Raw genomic sequence first — 22,449 nt, forward strand, 5'->3', positions numbered from 1 at the left:
GTTGGGGTTCGGGTGACCTCGATCGCCGGCCGGGCTGGTGTGTGGTGGGTGCCGGGGGTGGGGGCGCGCCATTCTTTTCAGCCCGTCCGGCGATCGAGGACAACGCGGCGAAGCCGTGTTGCGAGGTCTGAGGCGCAGCTCCCCCACGCGGCGGAGCCGCGGGATGCGGCCGGGAAGGGGCGGGGCCGGCGACCTACTCCGCCCGCGGCCGCACCAGCCCCGACTCGTAAGCGATGACCACCAATTGGGCTCGGTCACGAGCCCCCAGCTTGGCCATCGCCCGGTTCACATGCGTCTTCACCGTCAGCGGGCTGACAGCGAGCCGCTCGCCGATCTCGTCGTTCGACAGCCCGCCGGCCACCTGCACCAGCACCTCCCGCTCCCGGCCGGTCAGGGCGTCGAGGCGGGTCGCCGCCGGGGCCGTGCCGTCGTGCCACGGCTCGGGGTCGCCCTGGGCCAGGAACTGCGCTATGAGGCCCTTCGTCGCGGCCGGTGACAGCAGCGACTCCCCCGCTCTGGTGATCCGGATCGCCGAGAGCAGCTCCTCCGGCTCCGCGCCCTTGCCGAGGAAGCCGGAGGCGCCCGCGCGCAGCGACTGCACCACGTACTCGTCGACCTCGAAGGTCGTCAGCATCACCACCCGCACCTTTGAGAGGGCGGGGTCGGAGCAGATCGCGCGGGTGGCCGCGAGGCCGTCCGTGCCGGGCATGCGGATGTCCATCAGGACGACGTCCGGGAGGTGGCGGCGGGCCAGCTCGACGGCCTCCGCGCCGTCCGCCGCCTCTCCCACCACGGTCATGTCGGGCTCGGAGTTCACCAGCACCCGGAAGGCGCTGCGCAACAGCGCCTGGTCGTCGGCGAGGAGGACGCGTATGGCTTCTGCGGGCGGCTCGTCAGGCATGGCCTCAGCCTAGGCGCGTTCTCCCGCCACGCCGATCGGCAGCCGGACGCGGACCCGGAAGCCGGGGGCGCCGTCCCTCGGGCCCGCCTCGCACGTACCGCCCAGGGCGCAGGCGCGCTCCTTCATGCCGACCAGGCCGTGGCCACCGGGGGCCCGGTCGGCGCCGCCCGGCTCCGGGGCCGGGTCGCCGCCGTCGTCCTGGACGACGACGAGGAGGGAGTTCGCGTCGCGTACGAGACCGGCCTCGGCGCGGGCGCCCGGCCCCGCGTGCTTCTGGACGTTGGTCAGCGCCTCCTGGAGCACGCGGTAGGCGGCCAGGTCGGCGGCGGCGGGCAGCTTGCCGATGACGGCTGCCGCCTCCGCCGCGTCTGTGGTGGTGCGGGGGCCGCCGGGGAGGCCCGAGGCCGCGCTGACGTCGACGCGCAGGCCCGCGCGGGCGAAGCCGTCGACGAGGGGGCCGAGGACGGCGAGGCCGGGGGCCGGTTCCGTGGGCGCCTCGGGGTCGCCGTACTGCCGCAGCAGGCCGACCGTGGCACGCAGCTCCGCGAGGGCCGAGCGGCTGGCCTCGCGGACGTGCGCGAGGGCCTCCTTGGCCTGGTCGGGGCGGCTGTCCATGATGTGCGAGGCCACTCCCGCCTGGACGTTGACGAGGGCGATGTGGTGGGCGACGACGTCATGGAGCTCGCGCGCGATCCGCAGCCGTTCCTCGGCGACGCGGCGCCGTGCCTCCTCCTCGCGGGTGCGCTCCGCGCGTACGGCCCGCTCCTCGATCGCCGCGATGTAGGCGCGACGGCTGCGGACGGCGTCGCCCGCGGCGGCCGCGAGGCCGGTCCAGGCGAGGAGGCCGAGGTTCTCCTGCGAGTACCAGGGCGGCACTCCGGAGAGCACCACGATGCCCCCGAGCAGGGCGACGGTGAGGGCGGCGATGCGCCAGGCGGCGGGCCGCTCGGTGCGGGACGCGACGGTGTAGAGGGCGACGACGACGGCCATCGCGATCTGGGTGCGCGGCAGGTCCTCGCGGCCGCTGACGACCTCGACGAGGGTCAGCGCGGAGGTGGCGCAGAGCACCGTCCTGGGGACCCTCCGGCGGGCCACGAGGCAGGCGCAGGCCAGGACGCTCAGCACGATGAAGCCGGGGCCGGGCGGGGGCAGGGTGCCGGAGCGGCGGTTGACGACCGAGCCGATGAGGACGGTCGCGAGGGTGGCGGCGGCCAGCAGCGAGTCGGCGGCGAGCGGGTGGGCGCGCAGCCAGCCGCGGGGGCGGGCCAGACCGGTGACGGCGAGAGAGGTCATCGGGTCCCATCAGGAGGGTCGCGCGGCGCCCTCGCGCCGCGCGGGCGCACCGGTGGAACCGGCCGCGCCCCCGCCCCACAGGGGGAGGGGGCGCCGCGGGTGCTGGAGTGTGCGGGGCCGGCCGGGGCGCGGGCGGTGGTGTCAGCCGGGGATGAGACCGTCGTCGCTCAGCATCTGCCTGACCTCGTCCAGCGAGGCGTCGGGCGCGGGGAGGATGAGCTCGGAGGGCTCCAGGGCGTCGTCGGGCAGGGGCTCGCCGAGGTCGCGCACGGCGCCGAGCAGGGCGCCGAGGGTGCGGCGGAAGCCCTCCTCGTCACCGCTCTCCATCTCGGCGAGCAGCTCGTCGTCCAGCCTGTTCAGCTCGGTGAAGTGGCTGTCGGCCAGCCTCACCTGCCCCTCCCCCATGATCCGCACGATCATGACGGTCTCCCTCGGTCCGGTGCCTGCTGACTCACTGCCGATCCTTACCCGGTCACTGCTTGTCGAAGCGCGGCCGCTCCTGCGGCTGCGCCTGCTGCGCCTGACCGCCGGTACCGCCCTCGATGGCCTGCTGCCGGCCGCTGGTGCCGCCCGCGAGCTCGGCCTTCATCCGCTGGAGCTCCAGCTCCACGTCCGAGCCGCCGGAGAGGCGGTCCAGCTCGGCGGTGATGTCGTCCTTGGCGGTGCCGGTGGGGTCGTCGAGGGCGCCCGAGGCGAGCAGCTCGTCGATGGCGCCGGCGCGGGCCTGCATCTGCTGCGTCTTGTCCTCGGCGCGCTGGATGGCCATGCCGACGTCGCCCATCTCCTCGGAGATGCCGGAGAACGCCTCGCCGATGCGGGTCTGGGCCTGGGCGGCGGTGTAGGTGGCCTTGATCGTCTCCTTCTTGGTGCGGAAGGCGTCGACCTTGGCCTGGAGGCGCTGCGCGGCGAGCGTCAGCTTCTCCTCCTCGCCCTGGAGCGTGGAGTGCTGCGTCTCCAGGTCGCTGACCTGCTGCTGGAGCGCGGCCCGCCGGGAGAGCGCCTCGCGCGCCAGATCCTCACGGCCGAGCGCGAGCGCCTTGCGGCCCTGGTCCTCCAGCTTGGTGGACTGGCCCTGGAGCTGGTTGAGCTGGAGCTCCAGGCGCTTGCGGGAGGTGGCGACGTCCGCCACTCCGCGGCGCACCTTCTGCAGCAGCTCAAGCTGCTTCTGGTACGAGTAGTCGAGAGTCTCGCGCGGATCCTCGGCCCGGTCCAGGGCCTTGTTGGCCTTCGCGCGGAAAATCATTCCCATACGCTTCATGACACCGCTCATGGGCCTCGGGCGCCCCCTTCTGACGGACTACGAACTCCAGCACATCTTGCAGAACCCACAGTACGGGGCCCGCTTCCATTACCGCACTGTTCGGGCGCCGATGCGCTCCTCCTCCAGGACGATCAGAAGGCCACCGCTCTCCGGCGCAAGGAGTACGCGGATGCCGGGGTGCCGGGGGTGCGCCCCGCCCCCGCCCCCGTACGGTGAACGCGCCGCCGTTGCCGGATCGTTCCCCCTGCGGCCGGTGACCCGCAGGGCGCACCCCGTACCCTTGGGTTTCGTGTTCCGAAGCCGTTCCACTTCCAAGGATGAGCAGGCCGCAGCCGCCAAGGCGAGCGCGGACCGGTCTCAGCAGCCCCGTGACCCGCAGGCCCCGAAGGGCCGCCCGACCCCCAAGCGCAGCGAGGCCACCGCGCAGCGCCGCAGCCTGGCCAGCACTCCCACCAATCGCAAGGACGCCACCAAGCGCGCCCGCGAGGCCCGCCGCGTGGACCTGGCCAAGCAGCGCGAGGCCCTCGCCAACGGTGACGAGCGGTTCCTGCCGGCCCGCGACAAGGGCCCGATCCGCCGCTTCGCGCGCGACTTCGTGGACGCGCGCTATTCGGTGGCGGAGTTCTTCCTCCCCCTCGCCGTGATCATCCTCATCATGAGCATGGTCAACCGCGGCTCCTTCCAGGCGTACGTGCTGCTCGCCTGGATGATCGTCATCCTCCTCATCGTCATCAACTCCGTGATCACGGGCATCACCCTGCGGCGCGCGCTCAAGCAGCGCTTCCCGGGTGAGAACCTGCGCGGCGCCGTGCCCTACGGCCTGATGCGCACGCTCCAGATCCGCCGGCTCCGACTGCCCAAGCCCATGGTCAAGCGCGGGGCGAAGCCCTGACCGGCGGCGCCCTCACGGCCGGCTTCGGCGGTGGCGCCGACGCCTGGCTACGAGGGCTCGGGGGGATCCGGAACACCGTCCGCCAGGAGCTGGTGGCGCGCCAGCTCGACGAACAGATAGCGGCCCGCTTCCCGGTGGGCCGCCGGCTGCGCGTCCTGGACGTCGGCCTCGGCCAGGGCACCCAGGCACTGCGGCTGGCCCGCGCCGGTCACGAGGTGACCGGCCTGGAGTCCGACCCGCGGATGGTGGCCGCGGTCCGGCAGGCGCTCACCGCCGAGCCGGAGGGCATCCAGGAGCGGGTGCGGGTCATCGAGGGCGACGGCCGGGACACCGGCGCGCACTTCCTGCCCGGCGCGTTCGATGTCGTGCTGTGCCACGGCGTCCTGATGTACGTGCCGGAGCCCGACCCGATGCTCGCCGGGCTGGCCCGGGTGCTCGCGCCCGGCGGCCTGCTGTCCCTGGTCGTGCGGAACGCCGACGCGCTGGCGATGCGCCCCGGGCTGGGCGGTGACTGGGAGACCGCGCTGGCGGCCTTCGACTCGCCCGCCTACACCAACCGCCTCGGCCTGGACGTGCGCGCGGACCGGCTGGAGACCCTGACCGCGACCCTCGCGGGCATCGGGGCGCCGCTCCACGCGTGGTACGGCGTGCGGGTCTTCACCGACCGGGCCCCGGACACGGCCGCGCCGCCGTCCGGCACGGAGCTGCACCGCCTGCTGGCGGCGGAGGACCGGGCGGGGCGGACGGACCCCTACCGCGCGGTGGCGGCGCTGCTGCATCTGTGCGGCGTGCGGGGCTGAGGCAGGCCGGGGGTCTTCGCGAGCGTGCGGGGCTCAAGGCGGGCCCGGGATCTTCGCGAGCGTGCGGGGCTCAAGGCGGGCCGGGCTCGGTTTCCGGGCGACAGACGCCCGGGGCCGGGCTCTTGTCCACCGTCCGCCCCCGTTGCCTCACCGGCCGGGACAGCGGCGGCCCCGGCCGTGATACTCCGAATATGGACGGTTCACGCGCACCTGCCCGCTCCCGCCGGATCCTCCTCCCCCTGAGCGCCGCGGCCTGTGCCGCCGCTCTCCTCGCCGGGTGCTCCACCTCGCACACTGCGGCCTCCCCGGCCCCCTCGACGGCCTCGTCCGCCGCCCCCGCCCCCGCGGCCGCCGGGGATCTCCAGGCCGCGTACGAGAAGGTCGTCAAGGACGTCCTTCCGTCCGTCGTGCAGATCACCACCGGCGAGGGCCTCGGCTCCGGGGTCGTCTACGACGACAAGGGGCATGTCGTCACCAACGCGCACGTCGTCGGGGACGCCACGAGCTTCAAGGTCACCCTGGCGACCGGCGGCGACGCCGTCGGCGCCCGGCTCGTCTCCAGCTACCCCGAGCAGGACCTCGCCGTCGTCCAGCTCGACAGCGTGCCGAAGAACGTCAAGCCCGCCACGCTCGGCGACTCCGCCAAGGTCGAGGTCGGCCAGATCGTGCTGGCCATGGGCAACCCCCTCGGGCTGTCCAGCAGCGTCACCCAGGGCATCGTCTCCGCCGTGGGACGCACGGTCAGCGAGGGCCGCGGCGGGGGCGGCACGGGCGCGACGATCTCCAACATGGTGCAGACGTCCGCGGCCATCAACCCCGGCAACAGCGGCGGCGCCCTCGTGAACCTCGCCGGCCAGGTCATCGGCATCCCGACGCTGGCCGCCACCGACCCGGAGCTGGGGCAGGGCGCCGCGCCCGGCATCGGCTTCGCGATCCCCGCCGCGACGGTGCGCACCATCGCCGGGCAGATCGTCAAAAGCGGCAAGGTCACCGACTCCGGCCGGGCCGCGCTGGGCATCACCGCGCGGACCATCATCGGCCAGGACTTCGCGCCGGCCGGGGTCGCGATCGTCTCCGTCACCCGGGGCGGCGCCGCCGACAAGGCGGGCCTGAAGGCCGGCGACATCATCACGCGGGTCGGCAAGAGCCCGATCACGACCATGCAGTCGCTGACCGAGGCCCTCGCGGCGCTCAAGCCGGGCGACCGGGCGGACGTGACGTACGACCGGGACGGCTCGGAGCACACGGCGAATGTGACCCTGGGCGAGATGTGACCGCGGCCCGGCACCCCGGTGGGGTGCCGGGCCCCAGGGCCTCAGCCGTCGACGGCCGCCCGCAGGCTCATCCGGTAGATCTCCGTGCCGTCCTCGAACAGCGTGACCTGCTCGGCCCCGCCGTCGAGGAGGTCCTTCCACACCTCGCCGATCCAGGACTCCGCGTCCCCTTGCGTAGTGAAGTCCTCCGGCTCCACCGAGGGCGACGTCTCCGTCCCGTCGGCCTTCTCGAACCGCCACACCCACGCCATGTCCGCCTCCTGGGCCTTCGCTAGCCGAACCGCACGTCCATGTGCTGTGCAGCGCAGCCTAGGCCGTGTGCGGCAGATCTTGTACGCCCCTTCCGCGCCGCTCCGCCCGCGCCCGGGTCACGAAGCGCGGCGAAGGGGTGAGCCCCGCGCGCCCGTGCCCGGCGGACGCGAGACGATCAGTGCGTGGAACTGACTCTGCTCGGCACCGGAGCCCCCGACGGGCTGCCGCGCCCCGCCTGCCCCTGCGCGTCGTGCGCCACCGCCGTCGGCGACGACGCGCGGGCCGCGACCGCGCTGCTCGTCGACGGGGCGCTGCTCCTGGACCTCACCCCGGGCCCGGCCTTCGCGGCCGCGCGGGCGGGGCGGTCGATCGCGGGGGTGCGGCAGGTGCTGCTCTCGCACCCGCACGACGGGCCCTCGGTCGAGTTCCCGGCCGGGCTGCCCGCGCCGGTGCGGGTCCCGGACGGGCGCGAGCTGTCGCTGATCAGCGGGCACAAGGTGCGGGCGATGGCCCTGGACTCCCCGGGCACCGGCTACGAGGTGGCGTCCCCCGACGGCGAGCGCCTGCTCTACCTCCCGCCGGGCGGCGCCCCGGCCGGGCCGGTGGGGGCGAAGCCGTACGACATGGTGCTGCTCGACGTCGCCGGGCGGCCCGACGCGCTGGCCCGGCTGCGCGGCGCGGGCGCGGTCGCCGCGACGACCGACGTGCTCGCCGTCCACCTCGACCACGACGTGCCGCCGGGCCGCGAGCTGCACCGGCGGCTGGCCGCCGCGGGCGCGCGGGCCGTGCCGGACGGCACGACGCTGGTCGTCGGCGACTACCACGCGGTGCCGGACCTGCCGCGCCGGACGCTTGTCCTGGGCGGCGCCCGGTCGGGCAAGTCGGTGGAGGCGGAGCGGCGGCTGGAGTCCTTCCCCGACGTGCTGTACGTGGCCACCGGCGGCACGCGGGAGGGCGACGCCGACTGGGCGGCCCGGGTGGCCCTGCACCGCGAGCGCCGGCCGGGTTCCTGGCGTACGGCGGAGACCTGCGACCTCGTCCCGCTGCTGGCCGCCGACGGCCCTCCGCTGCTGATCGACTGCCTGTCGCTGTGGCTGACGGACGCGATGGACTCCGTCGGTGCCTGGGACGGCGCGACGTGGTCCGACGGCGGCTCCGCCGCGCTCGCCGCCCGGGTGGACGCCCTGGTGGCAGCCCTGCGCGCGACGTCCCGCACGGTGGTGACCGTCAGCAACGAGGTGGGCTCGGGCGTCGTCCCCGCGACCGCCTCGGGCCGCCGCTTCCGTGACGCGCTGGGCCGGCTCAACGCGGCGGTCGCGGGTGAGTGCGAGCAGGTGGTGCTGGTGGTGGCGGGACAGGCGTTGCCCCTGCGCTGACCTGGACCGGGGGCCTTCCCGCCGGTCTCCGCGGCGGCCGCCGCGGCGCGAACTCCGGGGCGGCGGCGGGAAAGCGTGGCGCACCCACAGGGATACCCCCCGCCCCCACGGGTAGTGTTGCGCGGATGAGCGGTCTGAATCTTGATGACTTCGCCACCCTGATCGAGCGCCCCGACCCCGGCGTCCGCAGGGATGCCGAAGCACGGCGGGAGCGCCTCGCGCCCCGCCCGGGGGCCCTGGGCCGGCTGGACGAGCTGGGCGAGTGGCTCGCCGCGGCGCAGGGCTCCGTACCGGTCAAGCCGGTCGAGCGGGTCACGGCGCTGCTGTTCGCGGGCGACCACGGCGTCGCCGAGCTGGGCGTCTCGGCGGGCCCGAAGGGGGGCGCCCACGAGCTCGTACGGGCGGCCCTGGACGGGCGGAGCACCGGCGCGGTCCTGGCGCGGCGGGCCGGCGCGCGGCTGCGCGTCGTCGACATGTCGGTGGACTGTGACCCGGCGGAGCTGCCCGAGGACGTCACGCGGCACCGCGTGCGCCGTGGCTCAGGCCGGATCGACGTCGAGGACGCGCTGACGGCCGAGGAGGCCGAGGCGGCGTTCCGCGCGGGCATGGCGATCGCCGACGAGGAGGCCGACTCGGGCACCGACCTGGTGGTCCTGGGCGACCTCAGCGTGGGCGGCACCACCGCGGCGGGCACCCTGATCGGCGCGCTGTGCGGCACGGACGCCTCCGTGGTCACCGGCCGGGGCGGCGCGGGCATCGACGACCTGGCGTGGATGCGCAAGTGCGCCGCGATCCGGGACGCGCTGCGCCGGGCCCGCCCGGTGCTGGGCGACCAGCTCCAGCTGCTGGCGGCGACCGGCGGCGCGGACCTCACCGCGGCCACGGGTTTCCTGCTGCAGAGCGCGGTGCGCCGGACGCCGGTCATCCTCGACGGGGTGGTCTCGGCGGCGTGCGCGCTCGTGGCGCAGCGGGTGGCGTTCCGGGCGCCGGACTGGTGGCTCGCCGGGCAGTCGAGCGGCGATCCGGCCCAGGCGAAGGCGCTCGACCGGATGGCTCTCAACCCTTTGCTCGATCATGGCGTCACAGTGGGCGAGGGGACAGGGGCGCTGCTCGCGCTGCCATTGGTGCAGGCGGCCGCGGCCCTGGCGGCGGAACTCCCGGAGCGTGACTGAGGGGCCTGGGTGACCAGGGGTCCGTACGACGCCGGAATTCCACCGCAGAAGGTGCCCCATATGCTCACTTTTCATGGGAGAAGCTCGCTTGACTCCGGATGAGGGAACGCCGGCCGGCGGTGTCTGGCCGCGGCGTTCCGCCACGTTCGCCGTGTGGTATCTGCGCGTGGTCACGTTCGTCAATCTGCTCAGCGCGGTATGGGTGTCGTTCGGGGCGGACATCCGGCGGCACAACGTCGACGAGTTCTTCACCCCGTATCTGCTGACGGCGGGCTTCGCGTCGGCGCTGTGGTCGTTCGTCATGGCGGTCACCCTGCGCCGGCGCAAGCGCGCCTCGTGGATCCTCAATCTGGTGCTGTCCGGGCTGTTCCTGGTCTTCATGGCGCTGCTCATGACCGACCCGCAGTTCAGCAGGCACGGCCTGAACTGGTTCTCCCTGGTGATGACCGGTCTCTTCGTGGCCGCGCTGATCACGGGCCGCCGCGAGTTCTACGCCAAGGGCGACCGCGCCAACCCGCGCCTCGCCACGCTCGTCGCGGCGGGCGGCCTGCTGATCACCTCGCTGGTCGCCGGGCTGCTGGTGACGGCCACCAACGAGGCCGCCGACGCCTGGCGCTCCACCTTCTGGGACCGCTGGCTCTACGGCTTCATGCGGCTGATCTCGATCTCTGTGGACGAGGAGCGCTATCCGGGCGTCTCCACGCCCAGCTGGGTGAACGTCTTCATCAACGTCATGAGCACGGTCCTGCTGCTGCTCGTGGTGTACGCGGCCTTCCGCGCCCGGCGCGCCACCGACCCGCTCACCGGCGAGGACGAGGAGCGGCTGCGCGCCCTGCTGGCCAGGCACGGCGACCGGGACTCGCTCGGCTATTTCGCGCTGCGCCGCGAGAAGAGCGTCATCTGGTCGCCCAGCGGCAAGGCGGCGGTCACCTATCGCGTGGTGGGCGGGGTCTCCCTGGCCTCCGGCGACCCGATCGGCGACCCCGAGGCGTGGCCCGGTGCCATCGAGCCCTGGCTGACCGAGGCCCGCGAGCACGGCTGGAGCCCGGCGGTGATGGGCGCGAGCGAGGAGGGCGGCACGATCTACGCCCGGCACGGCCTGAACGCCCTGGAGATCGGTGACGAGGCCATCGTGGACACCGGCGAGTTCACCCTCGACGGGCGCGCGATGCGGACCGTGCGGCAGGCGTACAACCGGGTCAAGCGCGCCGGTTACAGCGTCACCGTCAGGCGCCACGAGGACATCCCCGAGGCGGAGATGGCCGAGCTGCTGCGGCGCGCGGACGACTGGCGCGACGGGGCCACCGAGCGCGGCTTCTCCATGGCGCTGGGCCGGCTCGGCGACCCCGGTGACGGCCGCTGCGTGATGCTGGAGTGCCACGACGGGAACGGTGAGCTGCGGGCGCTGCTGAGCTTCGTGCCGTGGGGCCCCAAGGGCCTGTCGCTGGACCTGATGCGGCGGGACCGGGACTCCGAGAACGGCCTGATGGAGTTCATGGTCATCGAGCTGCTCCAGCAGGCCAAGGGGCTCGGCATCACCCAGGTGTCGCTGAACTTCGCGATGTTCCGCTCCGTCTTCGAGCGGGGCTCGCGGCTGGGCGCGGGCCCGGTGCTGCGGATCTGGCGCTCGCTGCTGAGCTTCTTCTCCCGCTGGTGGCAGATCGAGTCGCTCTACCGAGCAAATGCGAAGTACCGCCCCATCTGGGAACCTCGTTTCATGCTGTTCGAGAAGAGCAGCGATCTGCTGCGGATCGGGATCGCGAGCGCCCGGGCCGAGGGCTTCCTGGAGGCTCCGGGGCTGCCGAAGTGGCTCAACCGCAAACACCTGGAGAGCTCGCGATGAACCGCGCGGCGCTGCGTCGCGCCGCGTATACCGAATGGGGTCCGCTCGTCGGCACCGTCCGGCGGGCCCTGGCGCGCGGGAAGCTGCGCGCGGTCCCGATGACGCTCTCGGCCGTGGTCCTGACCTCGGTCTTCCAGCTGGTGCAGAACCAGCCCTGGGGCTTCCAGCCGGTGCAGAAGCTGGGCTCCGTGCAGGCGCAGCTGCCCTGGTGGCTGGCGCTGCTGCGGACCCCGCTGTCGCTGTTCGTCCCCGCGCTGGACCTGCCGGTGTGGGGCGCGCTGGCCCAGATCCTGCTGGTCTTCGGCATCGCGGAGATCTGCCTGGGCAAGTGGCGCACGCTCGCCATCGCGTATATCGCCACGCTCGCCGGGACGATGTACGCGCGGCTGGCCATCCACATCGGCCCGGACTCCGTCCTCGGCCTGCCGCCCGACGCGGCCAAGGTCATCGACACCGGGCCCTCGGCCGCGGTGGTGGGGCTCGCGGTGTACGTCTCCTGGCGCTACCGGGCCTGGTTCACCTGCGCCACCGTGGTGCTGGCCATGGTGGGGGAGGCCGTGATCAAGCCGAACCTGGCGGGCAAGGAGCACATAGCGGCGGTCCTGGCGATGCTCGTGCTGTGCGTCGCCGACGAGGTGCGCAGGCGGCGCAAGCCGGGCCCGGACGCGTACGAGGAGGCCGCGGGTCAGCGGTCCGGGGCGCCCGCCAGCAGGTCGTGGAGGCGGTTGCGCACAGCGGCCCAGCGCGCGTCGTGGCGATAGGCGCGCACCCGGGCCTTGCGGCGGGCCCGTGGGCGGTGGCGGTAGAAGCGCCGGGCCCACGGTGACCCGGGCCGGGCCAGCCGCACCGCGCCGACCAGGGCCACCAGCGGCACCACGCAGCCGATCACGGCGATCCGCGGCTTGCCCTTGGCGAGGGCGAAGAGGGCGATCACGAAGTTGGTCACGAAGTTGGTGATCACGATGCTGCGGTTCTGGAGCTCGTCCGGGGTCAGCTCGTTGACGCCGAACGGCAGGAAGCCGGAGAGCACCAGCCCGACCAGGGCCGCCGTCATCACCACGACCTCGACGCTCTTGCGGCCCTGCTCCGTCCAGTAGACGTCGTCCAGGTGCAGGACGAGCGCGAACTCGTCCAGCACCAGCCCGGCGCCGGTGCCGAAGAGGACGGCGGAGACCGAGGCGCCGAAGCCGTGCCGGCCCTCCCCGACCGCTCCGAAGCCGCCGACGACCATCAGGACGATGCCGGGCACCACATGGTGCACATGCAGACCGCCGGGGCTGATGTTGCGGAAGGGGCCCCGGCCCGCCCGGATCAGCCGGGTGATCACCCGGGTCACCAGGAACGTCATGACGAAGGCGGTCAGCGCGAGCAGCAGGGGCAACTTGCCCGGTTCGACGATGTTGCGCGCCCACCAGTGGCCCATGGATCTCCCGCTCCCGAACGCCTCTCACCAGCAAACCTACTGCCCTGCGGGGGCGGGATAGGGTGCCCGCGATGACCGACACGACTTCAGCCCGCGCGACCCCCGGCGAGGCGCTCCGGTTCGCCTTCGGCACCCTGACCGTCCTGCCCGTGCGGGTCTCCCGCTGGGACCGGGCGGCGGCGCGCGGCGGCATGCTCGCGGCGCCGCTGGCGGGGCTCGCCGTGGGCGCGGCCGCGGGCGCGGCGGGGCTGCTGTTCCTGCTGCTCGGCACGGGCGCGCCGGTCGCGGCCGTGGCCACGGTCGCGGTGCCCGCCGTCCTCACCCGCGCCCTCCACCTGGACGGCCTCGCGGACGTCGCCGACGGCCTGGGCAGCGGCAAGCCGGCGGAGGACGCGCTGCGCGTCATGAAGCGCTCGGACATCGGGCCCTTCGGCGTCGTCACCCTGCTGCTGGCCCTCCTCGGCCAGGTGGCCGCGCTCGCCTCGCTCTACGCCGCGTCCCCGGCCCGCGGCGCGCTCGCGGCCGCCACGGCCGCCCTCGCCGCCCGCTGCTCGCTGACCCTCGCCTGCCGGACCGGCGTCCCGGCGGCACGGCCCGAGGGACTGGGCGCGGCCGTGGCGGGCGCCGTGCGGACCCGGTCCGCGGTGGCGGTGGCGGCGCTGGTGATCTGCGCGGCCGCGGCCGCGGGGTGGCAGGCCGGGCCGTACGGCGCGCTGCGCGCGGGGGTCGCGGTGGCGCTCGCCCTCATGGCGGGTGAGCTGCTGCTACGGCACTGCGTACGCCGCTTCGGCGGAGTGACCGGCGATGTCTTCGGCGCCCTCGCGGAGACCTCGGCGACGGCGGCTCTGGTCGTCCTGACCATGGGCTGACCGCCGGGCGGCACCCGCGCGCCCGGCGGCGGTCGCGGCCGAAGAAGGATCCCACCGGGAGGCCGCGCCCCGGCATCGCCCGGGAGACGCATACGATGCGCAGGGTGCGGCCGGCCCACCCATCGGCCGAAAACTCAACGGAAGTAGGGACCCCACCACCGTGTCTGCTCTGACTCTCAGCACATCCAGTGCGGCGACGCTCCGCGCGGACGCCATCGTCATCGGCGTGGCGAAGGGCCCCAAGGGCCCGGTCGTCGCGTCCGGCGCCGAAACCGTGGACAAGGCGTTCGACGGCAAGCTCGCCGCCGTCCTGGACACCCTCGGCGCCACCGGCGGCGAGGGCGAGACGACCAAGCTCCCCGCGCCGTCCGGGCTCAAGGCCCCGCTCGTGCTGGCGGTCGGGCTGGGCGACGCCCCGGCCAAGGACGAGGGCTTCGGCCACGAAGCTCTCCGCCGCGCCGCCGGCTCCGCGGCCCGCGCGCTGACGGGCGTCAAGAAGGCCGGGTTCGCCCTGCCGGTGGAGGACGCCGAGGCGGCCGCGGCCGTCGCCGAGGGCGCGCTGCTCGGCGCGTACTCCTTCGTGCCGGTCGACGGCAGCAAGAAGAACGCCGACAAGTCCGGCAAGAACGCCCCGCTCGGCGAGGTCGCGCTGCTGGGCGCCAAGCCCCGCGACAAGGCGTTCAAGGCGGCCGCCGAGCGGGCGACCGCGCTGACCGAGGAGATGAACCGGGCCCGCGACCTGGTCAACCTCCCGCCGAACGACCTCACCCCGAAGTCCTTCGCCGCCACGGCCCAGGCCGCGGGCAAGGAGCACGGCTTCAAGGTCGAGGTGCTGGACGAGAAGGCGCTGCTCAAGGGCGGCTTCGGCGGCATCATGGGCGTCGGCCAGGGCTCCGCCAACCCGCCGCGGCTGGTGCGCCTCGGCTACACCCACCCCAAGGCCGAGAAGACGCTCGCGCTGGTCGGCAAGGGCATCACCTACGACTCGGGCGGCATCTCGCTCAAGCCGGCCGGCCACAACGAGACGATGAAGTGCGACATGGCCGGCGCCGCCGCCGTGTTCGCCGCGGTCGTCACCGTCGCGCGGCTCGGCCTGCGGGTCAACGTGACCGGCTGGCTGGCGCTCGCCGAGAACATGCCGTCCGGCACCGCCATCCGCCCGGGTGACGTGCTGCGGATGTACGGCGGCAAGACCTGCGAGGTCCTCAACACCGACGCCGAGGGCCGCCTGGTCATGGGCGACGCCCTGGCCCGCGCCTCGGAGGAGAACCCCGACGCGATCGTGGACGTCGCCACCCTGACGGGTGCCATGGTGGTCGCGCTCGGCAATCGCACGTTCGGTGTCATGTCCAACGACGACGCGTTCCGCACCTCGGTCTACGAGATCGCCGAGGAGACCGGCGAGCTGGCGTGGCCGATGCCGCTCCCGGCCGAGCTGCGCAAGACGATGGACTCGCCGGTCGCCGACTTCGCCAACATCGGCGAGCGGATGGGCGGCGGCCTGCTCGCGGGCACCTTCCTGAAGGAGTTCGTGGGCGAGGGCATCCCGTGGGCGCACCTGGACATCGCCGGCCCCGCGTACCACGAGAGCGCTCCCTTCGGCTACACCCCGAAGGGCGGCACCGGCTCCGGCATCCGCACCCTGGTCCGCCTGGCGGAGCACACCGCCGACGGCGACCTCGGCTGAGCCTGATCGGACTCGCGTGCGAAATGTGCGGCCCCGAGCGTTTCGCCCGGGGCCGTCCGGCATTCGTTCGCCCGTAACGAAATCCACACCTCGTACGCGCGAGTAACCCCCGAAGGTGACGCATCAGTCTCCTCGGAGCCCCCGCCCGGCGTCCCGCCGTCCGTCAACAAGTGCGAAGATGTTGTCTCGGCAGGACAGGGCCCCATTGACCCAGGGCCGAAGCAAAAGCGGCCGAACAACAGCCGCCGCCCGGTCAGAGACGACCGGCTCCGGCGTATTCCATGCATGGAGGACGTGACGTGGCGAACGACGCCAGCACCGTTTTCGACCTAGTGATCCTCGGAGGCGGTAGCGGCGGTTACGCCGCTGCCCTGCGCGGAGCGCAGCTGGGTCTGGACGTCGCTCTGATCGAGAAGAACAAGCTCGGCGGCACCTGCCTGCACAACGGCTGCATCCCCACCAAGGCGCTGCTGCACGCCGGTGAGATCGCCGACCAGGCCCGCGAGGCCGCGCAGTTCGGTGTCAAGGCCACCTTCGAGGGCATCGACATCGCGGGCGTCCACAAGTACAAGGACGACGTGATCGCCGGCCTGTACAAGGGCCTCCAGGGTCTGGTCGCCTCCCGCAAGGTGACCTACATCGAGGGCGAGGGCCGCCTGTCCTCCCCGACCTCCGTCGACGTGAACGGCCAGCGCATCCAGGGCCGCCACATCCTGCTGGCGACCGGCTCCGTGCCGAAGTCGCTGCCGGGCCTGGAGATCGACGGCAACCGCATCATCTCCTCGGACCACGGCCTGACCCTGGACCGCGTGCCGAAGTCCGCGATCGTCCTGGGCGGCGGCGTCATCGGCGTCGAGTTCGCGTCCGCGTGGAAGTCCTTCGGGACCGACGTCACGATCGTCGAGGGCCTCAAGCACCTCGTCCCGGTCGAGGACGAGAACAGCTCCAAGCTGCTGGAGCGCGCCTTCCGCAAGCGCGGCATCAAGTTCAACCTCGGCACCTTCTTCCAGAAGGCGGAGTACACCGCCGACGGCGTGAAGGTCACCCTTGCGGACGGCAAGGAGTTCGAGGCCGAGATCCTGCTCGTCGCCATCGGCCGCGGCCCGGTCTCGCAGGGCCTGGGCTATGAGGAGCAGGGCGTCGCGATGGACCGCGGCTACGTCCTGGTCGACGAGTACATGCAGACCAACGTGCCGACGATCTCGGCCGTCGGCGACCTCGTCCCGACGCTCCAGCTCGCGCACGTCGGCTTCGCCGAGGGCATCCTGGTGGCGGAGCGACTGGCCGGTCTCAAGCCCGTGCCGATCGACTACGACGGCGTGCCCCGGGTGACGTACTGCCACCCCGAGGTCGCCTCCGTGGGCATCACCGAGGCCAAGGCCAAGGAGATCTACGGCGCGGACAAGGTCGTCGCTCTGAAGTACAACCTCGCGGGCAACGGCAAGAGCAAGATCCTCAAGACCGCGGGCGAGATCAAGCTCGTCCAGGTCAAGGACGGTGCCGTCGTCGGCGTCCACATGGTCGGTGACCGTATGGGTGAGCAGGTCGGCGAGGCCCAGCTGGTCTACAACTGGGAGGCGCTGCCGGCCGAGGTCGCGCAGCTCATCCACGCGCACCCGACGCAGAACGAGGCTCTCGGCGAGGCCCACCTGGCCCTGGCCGGCAAGCCGCTGCACGCGCACGACTAATTCCCGAGCGCACCACCATCCGCACTACTCGTAAGGAGCAACCGCAACCATGGCGGTTTCCGTAACACTGCCGGCGCTCGGCGAGAGCGTGTCCGAGGGCACCGTCACCCGCTGGCTCAAGGCCGAGGGTGAGCGTGTCGAGGCCGACGAGCCGCTGCTCGAGGTCTCCACCGACAAGGTCGACACCGAGATCCCGGCGCCCGCGTCCGGCATCCTGGCCTCCATCAAGGTCGCCGAGGACGAGACGGTCGAGGTCGGCGCCGAGCTGGCCATCATCGACGACGGCACCGGTGCCCCGGCCGAGGCTCCGGCCCCGGCCGCCGCCGAGGCCCCCGCCGCTCCGGCCGCTCCGGCCGAGGCCCCCGCCCCGGCCGCCGAGGCCCCTGCCGCCCCCGCCGCCCCCGCCGAGGAGGCCCCCGCCGCCCCGGCCGGTGCCGCCGAGGGCACCCCGGTCGTGCTCCCCGCCCTGGGCGAGTCCGTGACCGAGGGCACCGTCACCCGCTGGCTCAAGGAGGTCGGCGAGACGGTCGAGGTCGACGAGCCGCTGCTCGAGGTCTCCACCGACAAGGTCGACACCGAGATCCCCGCCCCGGTCGCCGGCGTCCTGCTGGAGATCGTCGTCGGTGAGGACGAGACCGCCGAGGTCGGCGCCAAGCTCGCCGTCATCGGTGCCGCGGGCGCCGCTCCGGCCGCCGCTCCGGCTCCGGCCCCGGCCGCCGCTCCGGCTCCCGCCGCCGCCCCGGCTCCGGCCCCGGCCGCTCCGGCTCCGGCCCCGGCCGCCGCTCCGGCTCCCGCCGCTGCCCCGGCCCCGGCTCCCGCCGCCGCCCCGGCTCCGGCTGCCGCTCCGGCCCCGGCCGCGCCCGCTCCGGTGGCCGCGCCCGTCACCCCGGCCCCGGCCGCCGCTGCCGCGACCGACGGCGCTTACGTCACCCCGCTGGTGCGCAAGCTCGCCGCCGAGAACGGCGTGAACCTCGCGGGCGTCCAGGGCACCGGTGTCGGTGGCCGCATCCGCAAGCAGGACGTCATCGCCGCCGCCGAGGCCGCCAAGGCCGCGCCGGCTCCGGCCGCCGCCCCCGCCGCCGCGCCGAAGGCCGCCGCCGCGGCCCCGTCGCCGCTGCGTGGCCAGACGGTCAAGATGACCCGCATGCGCAAGGTCATCGGCGACAACATGATGAAGGCGCTGCACGGCCAGGCGCAGCTCACCTCCGTGGTCGAGGTGGACATCACCAAGATCATGAAGATGCGCGGCAAGGCCAAGGACGCGTTCGCGCAGCGTGAGGGCGTCAAGCTCTCCCCGATGCCGTTCTTCGTCAAGGCCGCCGTCCAGGCGCTGAAGGCCCACCCGGTCGTCAACGCCCGGATCAACGAGGACGAGGGCACCATCACCTACTTCGACTCCGAGAACGTCGGCATCGCCGTCGACTCGGAGAAGGGCCTGATGACCCCGGTCATCAAGGGTGCGGGTGACCTCAACATCGCGGGCATCGCCAAGAAGACCGCGGAGCTGGCCGGCAAGGTCCGCTCCAACAAGATCACGCCGGACGACCTCGCCGGCGCGACCTTCACGATCAGCAACACCGGCTCGCGCGGCGCGCTGTTCGACACGGTCATCGTGCCCCCGAACCAGGTCGGCATCCTGGGCATCGGCGCGACCGTCAAGCGCCCGGTGGTCGTCGAGACCCCCGAGGGCACGGTCATCGCCGTCCGCGACATGACCTACCTGTCGCTCTCCTACGACCACCGCCTGGTGGACGGCGCCGACGCGGCCCGCTACCTGTCGGCCGTCAAGGAGATCCTGGAGGCCGCCGAGTTCGAGACCGAGATCGGTCTGTAGACCTCGCCTCCCCCAGGGCAGCCTGAAGGGCGCGGCCCCGGTCCCGTACTGCGGTACGGGACCGGGGCCGCGCCCTTCGCCGTCCCGCGGCTTTACGCTCCCGAAACCAGCCGGGCCGCGAGCGGCGTCCACCTCCCGGGAATAATGGCGTCCGGTCCGATCCGGGCCCGCCCCTAAGGAGCCCCCATGGCCACACCCGTCGTGCATTCGCTGCGTGAGCAGATCCGCGAGCACATCCTCGAGGGAATCATCCGCGGCCGCTGGCAGCCGGGCGAGCGGATCGTGGAGCGCCGGATCGCCGCCGAGCTGGCGGTGAGCCAGACGCCCGTCCGGGAGGCCCTGCGCGAGCTGGAGTCGCTGCGGCTGATCGAGTCGGTGCCCAACAAGGGCGTACGCGTCCGCGGCCTCACCGCCACCGACCTCAAGGAGAGCTACCCGGTGCGGGCGGGCCTGGAGCGGGTCGCGGCCGAGCTGGCGGCGCCCGTGCTCGCCGAGGACGACTCGACGCTGCGGCCGGAGGTGGAGGCGCTCTACGCCGCGGACCGCTCGGGCGACGGCGAGGCGCAGGTGCGGCACACGGTGGCCTTCCACCGGGAGATCGTCAGAGCGGCCGGGAACGCCGTCCTGCTGCACACCTGGGAGTCGCTGGGCATCGAGGTGTGGACGACCCTGTCGATCCGCTGGCTGAGCCCGGAGCCGCGGTCGTACGCCGAGGACCACGCGGAGATCGTGGAGGCGTTCAAGCGGCGCGATCCGGAGATCGGCGAGCTGCTGAAGACCCACGTCCTGAGCTGCGCACCGCGGATCTGACCCCCCGGTCTCCGCTGCGCGGGAAAGTTTTTCCGCGTCCGGCATTGATCGATCATCGATCAGAGGCGTATCGTCTCCGCGGGACGCATCGCGTCCCGGTCATCCGGTCCTTCCGGTGCGAGCCCCGCCATGGCGCCCTGTCCTGTGACACGGCGAGGCTCGACGGTGAGGGCAGGACTCCGTGCGCCTTCCATGCCCTGGCCGACGCGCGGAGTCCTGTCGTCGCCGCGACCGCGAGGTCACCGGTAACCGCGAGGCCGCTGGAAACCGTAAGGCCGGTGCCGCTGGGCATGATGAACGCATGCGCGCGGCCAGGCTGATCAAATTGGTGCTGCTCCTCCAGTCCCGGACGTCGATGACGGGGTCCGAGCTGGCGCGGCAGCTGGAGGTCTCGGAGCGTACGGTCGCCCGGGACGTCCTCGCCCTGTCCGAAGCGGGCGTCCCCGTCTACGCCGACCGCGGCCGCTCCGGCGGCTACCGCCTCATCGGCGGTTACCGCACCCGGCTGACCGGTCTCGGGCGCACCGAGGCCGAGGCGCTGTTCCTCTCCGGCGTGCCGTCCGCGCTGCGCGAGATGGGCCTCGCCGACGCCGCCTCCGCCGCCCGGCTCAAGGTCTCCGCCGCGCTCCAGCCCGAGCTGCGCGACGCCTCCGCGAGCGCGGCCCAGCGCTTCCACCTGGACGCCCCCGGCTGGTGGCAGCCGGCCGACCCGCCCGAGCTGCTGCCCGCGATCGCCGACGCGGTGTGGGACGACCGCCGGCTGACGGCCCGCTACCTCAGGCGCGACGCCGAGGTGGAGCGCGACCTCGACCCCTACGGCCTCGTCCTGAAGGCCGGGGTCTGGTATCTCGCGGCCCGCGCGGTGGACACGCGGGAATTCCGCGTCTACCGCGTGGACCGCTTCACCGCGGTGACGGCCGGGGAGGAACGGTTCCCGCGCTCCGACACCTTCGACCTGCCGGTCTTCTGGGAGGAGCGGGCGGCGGAGTTCACCCGGTCACTGCTGCGCGAGCGCGCCGTGCTCCGCCTCACCCCCGAGGGCGCGCGCCGCCTCCCCCACGTCACCGACCGCACGGCGGCCCGCGAGGCGGTCGAGGCCGCGGGCCCGCCGGACGAGCGGGGCCGGATCACGGTCACCCTGGGCGTGGAGTCGCTGGAGGTGGCCTACGAGCAGCTGCTCGCCCTGGGCCCGGAGGCCGAGGTGCTGGCCCCCGGACCGCTGCGTGAACGGTTCGCCTCGGCGGCGGCTCGCGGCGCGGAGCTGTACGGGCCACAGGGCACGCCCTGAGCGGGCCGGGTGGAGCCCACCGCGGTCCGGCAGCGCCCTGAAGCGGCGCGGGGAGGCATCGGCGTGCGGCTCCGCCGCGTGGGCGCGACCGGCCACGACGGCGCCGCGGCCGAACGACGGCACCCAGCGGTGCCTCCGGCGGAGCGCCTAGCGGTAGTCCGCCGCCCGCCCCTCCTTGCCGCCGAGGACCACGTCCTTGAAGTACGCGAAGCAGTCCGGCCGCGACCCGTCCGCGTCGGTGAACCCGTACTCCCGGGCCAGCTCGCCGCTGGAGAGGGACGCGCCGTTCCAGCGGGCCCTGTCCGGGTCGGCCGCGAGGTGCGCGACCGCCCGCCCGATGAGCACCGGCGACTCCGAGATCGCGAAGTGCGGATCCTCGCGCACCGCGTCGCGCCACGTCTCCTCGGTCACCCCGAAGTGGTCGAGCATCGCCTCCGACCGCAGGAAGCCGGGCGTGAGCGAGAGGGCGGTCCCGCCGTACTCCTTCAGCTCTTCCGCGAGGCCGCGCGCCATCCGGATCGGCCCGTACTTCGCGAGGTCGTAGAAGAGGTTGCCGCGGTAGGCGGCGTTGAACTCCTCCGTGCCGTCGGTGATCTCCACGACCAGTCCCCCGGGCCGCCGGATCAGCAGCGGCAGCGCGTGATGGCTGGTGATCGCATGCGTCTCCAGGGAGAGGCGCAGCATGCGCAGGCCCTTGCCGAGGTCGGCGTCCCAGACCTTCGTGTCGAACTCGAGCAGGTGGTCGCCGCCCCAGACGTCGTTGACGAGCACGTCGAGCCGCCCCTGTTCGCGGTCGACGCGTTCCACGAGCGCCTTGACCCGGTCCGGCTCCAGGTGATCGGTGGGGACCGCGATGCCGGTCCCGCCCGCGGCCGTCACCAGCTCCGCGGTCTCCTCGACGGTCTCCGCCCGCCCGACCTCGCTGCGGTGGCCGCGGGTCGTGCGGCCCGTCGCGTAGACGGTCGCCCCCGCCTCGCCGAGTGCCACCGCCATGGCCCGGCCCGCTCCCCGCGTCGCTCCCGCGACCAGGGCGACCTTGCCCGCGAGCGGTCCGCCCGGTGTGCTCCGAGTGTTCACGTCCTGGTGTCCTTCCGTCGTGCCGGTGTCCTGCCGGCCTTCGCACGGGGGACCCTGCCAGCCAATCCGGACATCTCCTGTCGGGATTCGTGAGATCCCCTTCGGGCGACGCGCCGGTAACGACACGGCCGCATCCGGTCCGCTCCACGTGCGGCACCCGGTGGTTGGCCCGATGCTGGTGCCGTGATGGACGAGACGGAGTTCTGGGAACTGATCGACGCCACCCGCGAGGCCGCCGAGGGCGACGCCGAGGACCAGGCCGATCTGCTGGTCGAGCGGCTGATGCAGCTCGATCCCGACGACGTGGTGGACTTCGCCCGGCACTTCGAGGCGCGCTACAACCGGTCCTATCTGTGGGACCTGTGGGGCGCGGCGTCCGTCCTGCTGAACGGCGCCGGCGACGACGCCTTCGACTACTTCCGCTGCTGGCTCATCGGCCAGGGCCGGGAGGTCTTCGAGGGCGGCATACACGACCCCGACCACCTCGCGGAGCTCCTGGAGGACTTCGACGACGAGGTGGACGGCGACGGGGAGGACCTGGGCTACGCGGCCGACGAGGCGTACGAACAGCTCACCGGCGCCGAGACGCCGGACCTCGCGCTGCCCGCCCCGCCGCGCGAACCCCTGGGCACGCCTTTCGACCTGGAGGACGAGTCCGTCCTGGCGGAACGCTTCCCCAGACTGTGGTCCCGCTTCAGGGAGCAGTGAG

The 22,449-nt window shown here is 73.5% G+C and carries 21 protein-coding genes; 14 read left to right on the forward strand and 7 right to left on the reverse strand.

Features of this window, described 5'->3' with window-relative positions; translation table 11 throughout:
- Nucleotides 1–193: 193 nt before the first annotated feature.
- The 4 genes from ACH427_RS01550 to ACH427_RS01565 form a co-directional block, all read right to left on the reverse strand.
- Complete coding sequence (locus tag ACH427_RS01550) at nt 194–901, reverse strand: response regulator (protein ID WP_398867304.1); 708 nt, start codon at nt 899–901, stop codon at nt 194–196.
- A gap of 9 nt (nt 902–910) precedes the next feature.
- Nucleotides 911–2,194, reverse strand: coding sequence for a sensor histidine kinase (locus ACH427_RS01555; protein ID WP_398867305.1), 1,284 nt, complete (start codon nt 2,192–2,194; stop codon nt 911–913).
- A gap of 141 nt (nt 2,195–2,335) precedes the next feature.
- Entirely contained in the window at nt 2,336–2,614 is a 279-nt protein-coding gene (locus ACH427_RS01560; RefSeq protein WP_398867306.1) for a hypothetical protein, read from the reverse strand.
- A gap of 52 nt (nt 2,615–2,666) precedes the next feature.
- Nucleotides 2,667–3,464, reverse strand: a complete 798-nt coding sequence (locus ACH427_RS01565) for a PspA/IM30 family protein (RefSeq protein ID WP_398867307.1) — start codon at nt 3,462–3,464, stop codon at nt 2,667–2,669.
- 280 nt (nt 3,465–3,744) lie between these two features.
- Here ACH427_RS01565 and ACH427_RS01570 point away from each other — a divergent pair, with 280 nt between their 5' ends.
- The 3 genes from ACH427_RS01570 (at nt 3,745) to ACH427_RS01580 (ending at nt 6,421) form a co-directional block, all read left to right on the forward strand.
- Complete coding sequence (locus ACH427_RS01570) at nt 3,745–4,347, forward strand: DUF3043 domain-containing protein (protein WP_398867308.1); 603 nt, start codon at nt 3,745–3,747, stop codon at nt 4,345–4,347.
- 92 nt (nt 4,348–4,439) lie between these two features.
- Nucleotides 4,440–5,147 carry a class I SAM-dependent methyltransferase gene (locus ACH427_RS01575; RefSeq protein WP_398867309.1) on the forward strand — a complete coding sequence of 236 codons (708 nt, stop codon included), beginning with the start codon at nt 4,440–4,442 and terminating at the stop codon, nt 5,145–5,147.
- A 191-nt stretch (nt 5,148–5,338) separates the two neighbouring features.
- Nucleotides 5,339–6,421, forward strand: a complete 1,083-nt coding sequence (locus ACH427_RS01580; RefSeq protein WP_398867310.1) for a S1C family serine protease — start codon at nt 5,339–5,341, stop codon at nt 6,419–6,421.
- A gap of 41 nt (nt 6,422–6,462) precedes the next feature.
- On the opposite strand, the gene ACH427_RS01585 is transcribed toward ACH427_RS01580, so the two are convergent.
- A complete protein-coding gene (locus tag ACH427_RS01585) occupies nt 6,463–6,672 on the reverse strand; it encodes a hypothetical protein (RefSeq protein ID WP_398867311.1) in 210 nt (69 codons plus the stop codon).
- Between the two features lie 183 nt (nt 6,673–6,855).
- Between ACH427_RS01585 and ACH427_RS01590 the strand changes: the two genes are divergently transcribed.
- The 4 genes from ACH427_RS01590 (at nt 6,856) to ACH427_RS01605 (ending at nt 11,825) form a co-directional block, all read left to right on the forward strand.
- Entirely contained in the window at nt 6,856–8,049 is a 1,194-nt protein-coding gene (locus tag ACH427_RS01590) for a bifunctional adenosylcobinamide kinase/adenosylcobinamide-phosphate guanylyltransferase (RefSeq protein ID WP_398867312.1), read from the forward strand.
- A 125-nt stretch (nt 8,050–8,174) separates the two neighbouring features.
- The gene (locus ACH427_RS01595; protein ID WP_398867313.1) at nt 8,175–9,221 is read left to right on the forward strand and encodes a nicotinate-nucleotide--dimethylbenzimidazole phosphoribosyltransferase; all 1,047 of its coding nucleotides are present in this window, start codon (nt 8,175–8,177) and stop codon (nt 9,219–9,221) included.
- Between the two features lie 73 nt (nt 9,222–9,294).
- Complete coding sequence (locus tag ACH427_RS01600) at nt 9,295–11,064, forward strand: phosphatidylglycerol lysyltransferase domain-containing protein (protein ID WP_398867314.1); 1,770 nt, start codon at nt 9,295–9,297, stop codon at nt 11,062–11,064.
- Nucleotides 11,061–11,825 carry a hypothetical protein gene (locus tag ACH427_RS01605; RefSeq protein ID WP_398867315.1) on the forward strand — a complete coding sequence of 255 codons (765 nt, stop codon included), beginning with the start codon at nt 11,061–11,063 and terminating at the stop codon, nt 11,823–11,825. The genes ACH427_RS01600 and ACH427_RS01605 overlap by 4 nt, the downstream gene beginning before the upstream one ends.
- On the opposite strand, the gene ACH427_RS01610 is transcribed toward ACH427_RS01605, so the two are convergent.
- Entirely contained in the window at nt 11,750–12,487 is a 738-nt protein-coding gene (locus tag ACH427_RS01610; RefSeq protein WP_398867316.1) for a hypothetical protein, read from the reverse strand. The two genes, ACH427_RS01605 and ACH427_RS01610, sit on opposite strands and share 76 nt — an antisense overlap.
- A 71-nt stretch (nt 12,488–12,558) precedes the next feature.
- Between ACH427_RS01610 and ACH427_RS01615 the strand changes: the two genes are divergently transcribed.
- The 6 genes from ACH427_RS01615 to ACH427_RS01640 all read left to right on the forward strand — a co-directional run bounded on the left by ACH427_RS01615 (nt 12,559) and on the right by ACH427_RS01640 (nt 20,663).
- A complete protein-coding gene (locus tag ACH427_RS01615) occupies nt 12,559–13,356 on the forward strand; it encodes an adenosylcobinamide-GDP ribazoletransferase (protein ID WP_398867317.1) in 798 nt (265 codons plus the stop codon).
- A gap of 160 nt (nt 13,357–13,516) precedes the next feature.
- The gene (locus tag ACH427_RS01620) at nt 13,517–15,043 is read left to right on the forward strand and encodes a leucyl aminopeptidase (RefSeq protein WP_398867318.1); all 1,527 of its coding nucleotides are present in this window, start codon (nt 13,517–13,519) and stop codon (nt 15,041–15,043) included.
- Between the two features lie 299 nt (nt 15,044–15,342).
- Nucleotides 15,343–16,731 carry a dihydrolipoyl dehydrogenase gene (lpdA, locus tag ACH427_RS01625; protein WP_398867319.1) on the forward strand — a complete coding sequence of 463 codons (1,389 nt, stop codon included), beginning with the start codon at nt 15,343–15,345 and terminating at the stop codon, nt 16,729–16,731.
- Between the two features lie 49 nt (nt 16,732–16,780).
- Nucleotides 16,781–18,565 (forward strand): 2-oxoglutarate dehydrogenase, E2 component, dihydrolipoamide succinyltransferase, encoded by a 1,785-nt coding sequence (sucB, locus tag ACH427_RS01630; protein WP_398867320.1) that lies wholly within the window; start codon nt 16,781–16,783, stop codon nt 18,563–18,565.
- 186 nt (nt 18,566–18,751) lie between these two features.
- A complete protein-coding gene (locus tag ACH427_RS01635; RefSeq protein WP_398867321.1) occupies nt 18,752–19,375 on the forward strand; it encodes a GntR family transcriptional regulator in 624 nt (207 codons plus the stop codon).
- A gap of 301 nt (nt 19,376–19,676) precedes the next feature.
- A complete protein-coding gene (locus ACH427_RS01640) occupies nt 19,677–20,663 on the forward strand; it encodes a helix-turn-helix transcriptional regulator (RefSeq protein ID WP_398867322.1) in 987 nt (328 codons plus the stop codon).
- A gap of 147 nt (nt 20,664–20,810) precedes the next feature.
- Here ACH427_RS01640 and ACH427_RS01645 read toward each other — a convergent pair whose 3' ends face one another.
- The gene (locus ACH427_RS01645; protein ID WP_398867323.1) at nt 20,811–21,740 is read right to left on the reverse strand and encodes an SDR family oxidoreductase; all 930 of its coding nucleotides are present in this window, start codon (nt 21,738–21,740) and stop codon (nt 20,811–20,813) included.
- A 186-nt stretch (nt 21,741–21,926) separates the two neighbouring features.
- Between ACH427_RS01645 and ACH427_RS01650 the strand changes: the two genes are divergently transcribed.
- Entirely contained in the window at nt 21,927–22,448 is a 522-nt protein-coding gene (locus ACH427_RS01650; protein ID WP_398867493.1) for a DUF4240 domain-containing protein, read from the forward strand.
- Nucleotide 22,449 lies beyond the last annotated feature (1 nt).

This window comes from Streptomyces sp. NPDC020379, from assembly GCF_044387105.1.
Lineage (GTDB): Bacteria > Actinomycetota > Actinomycetes > Streptomycetales > Streptomycetaceae > Streptomyces.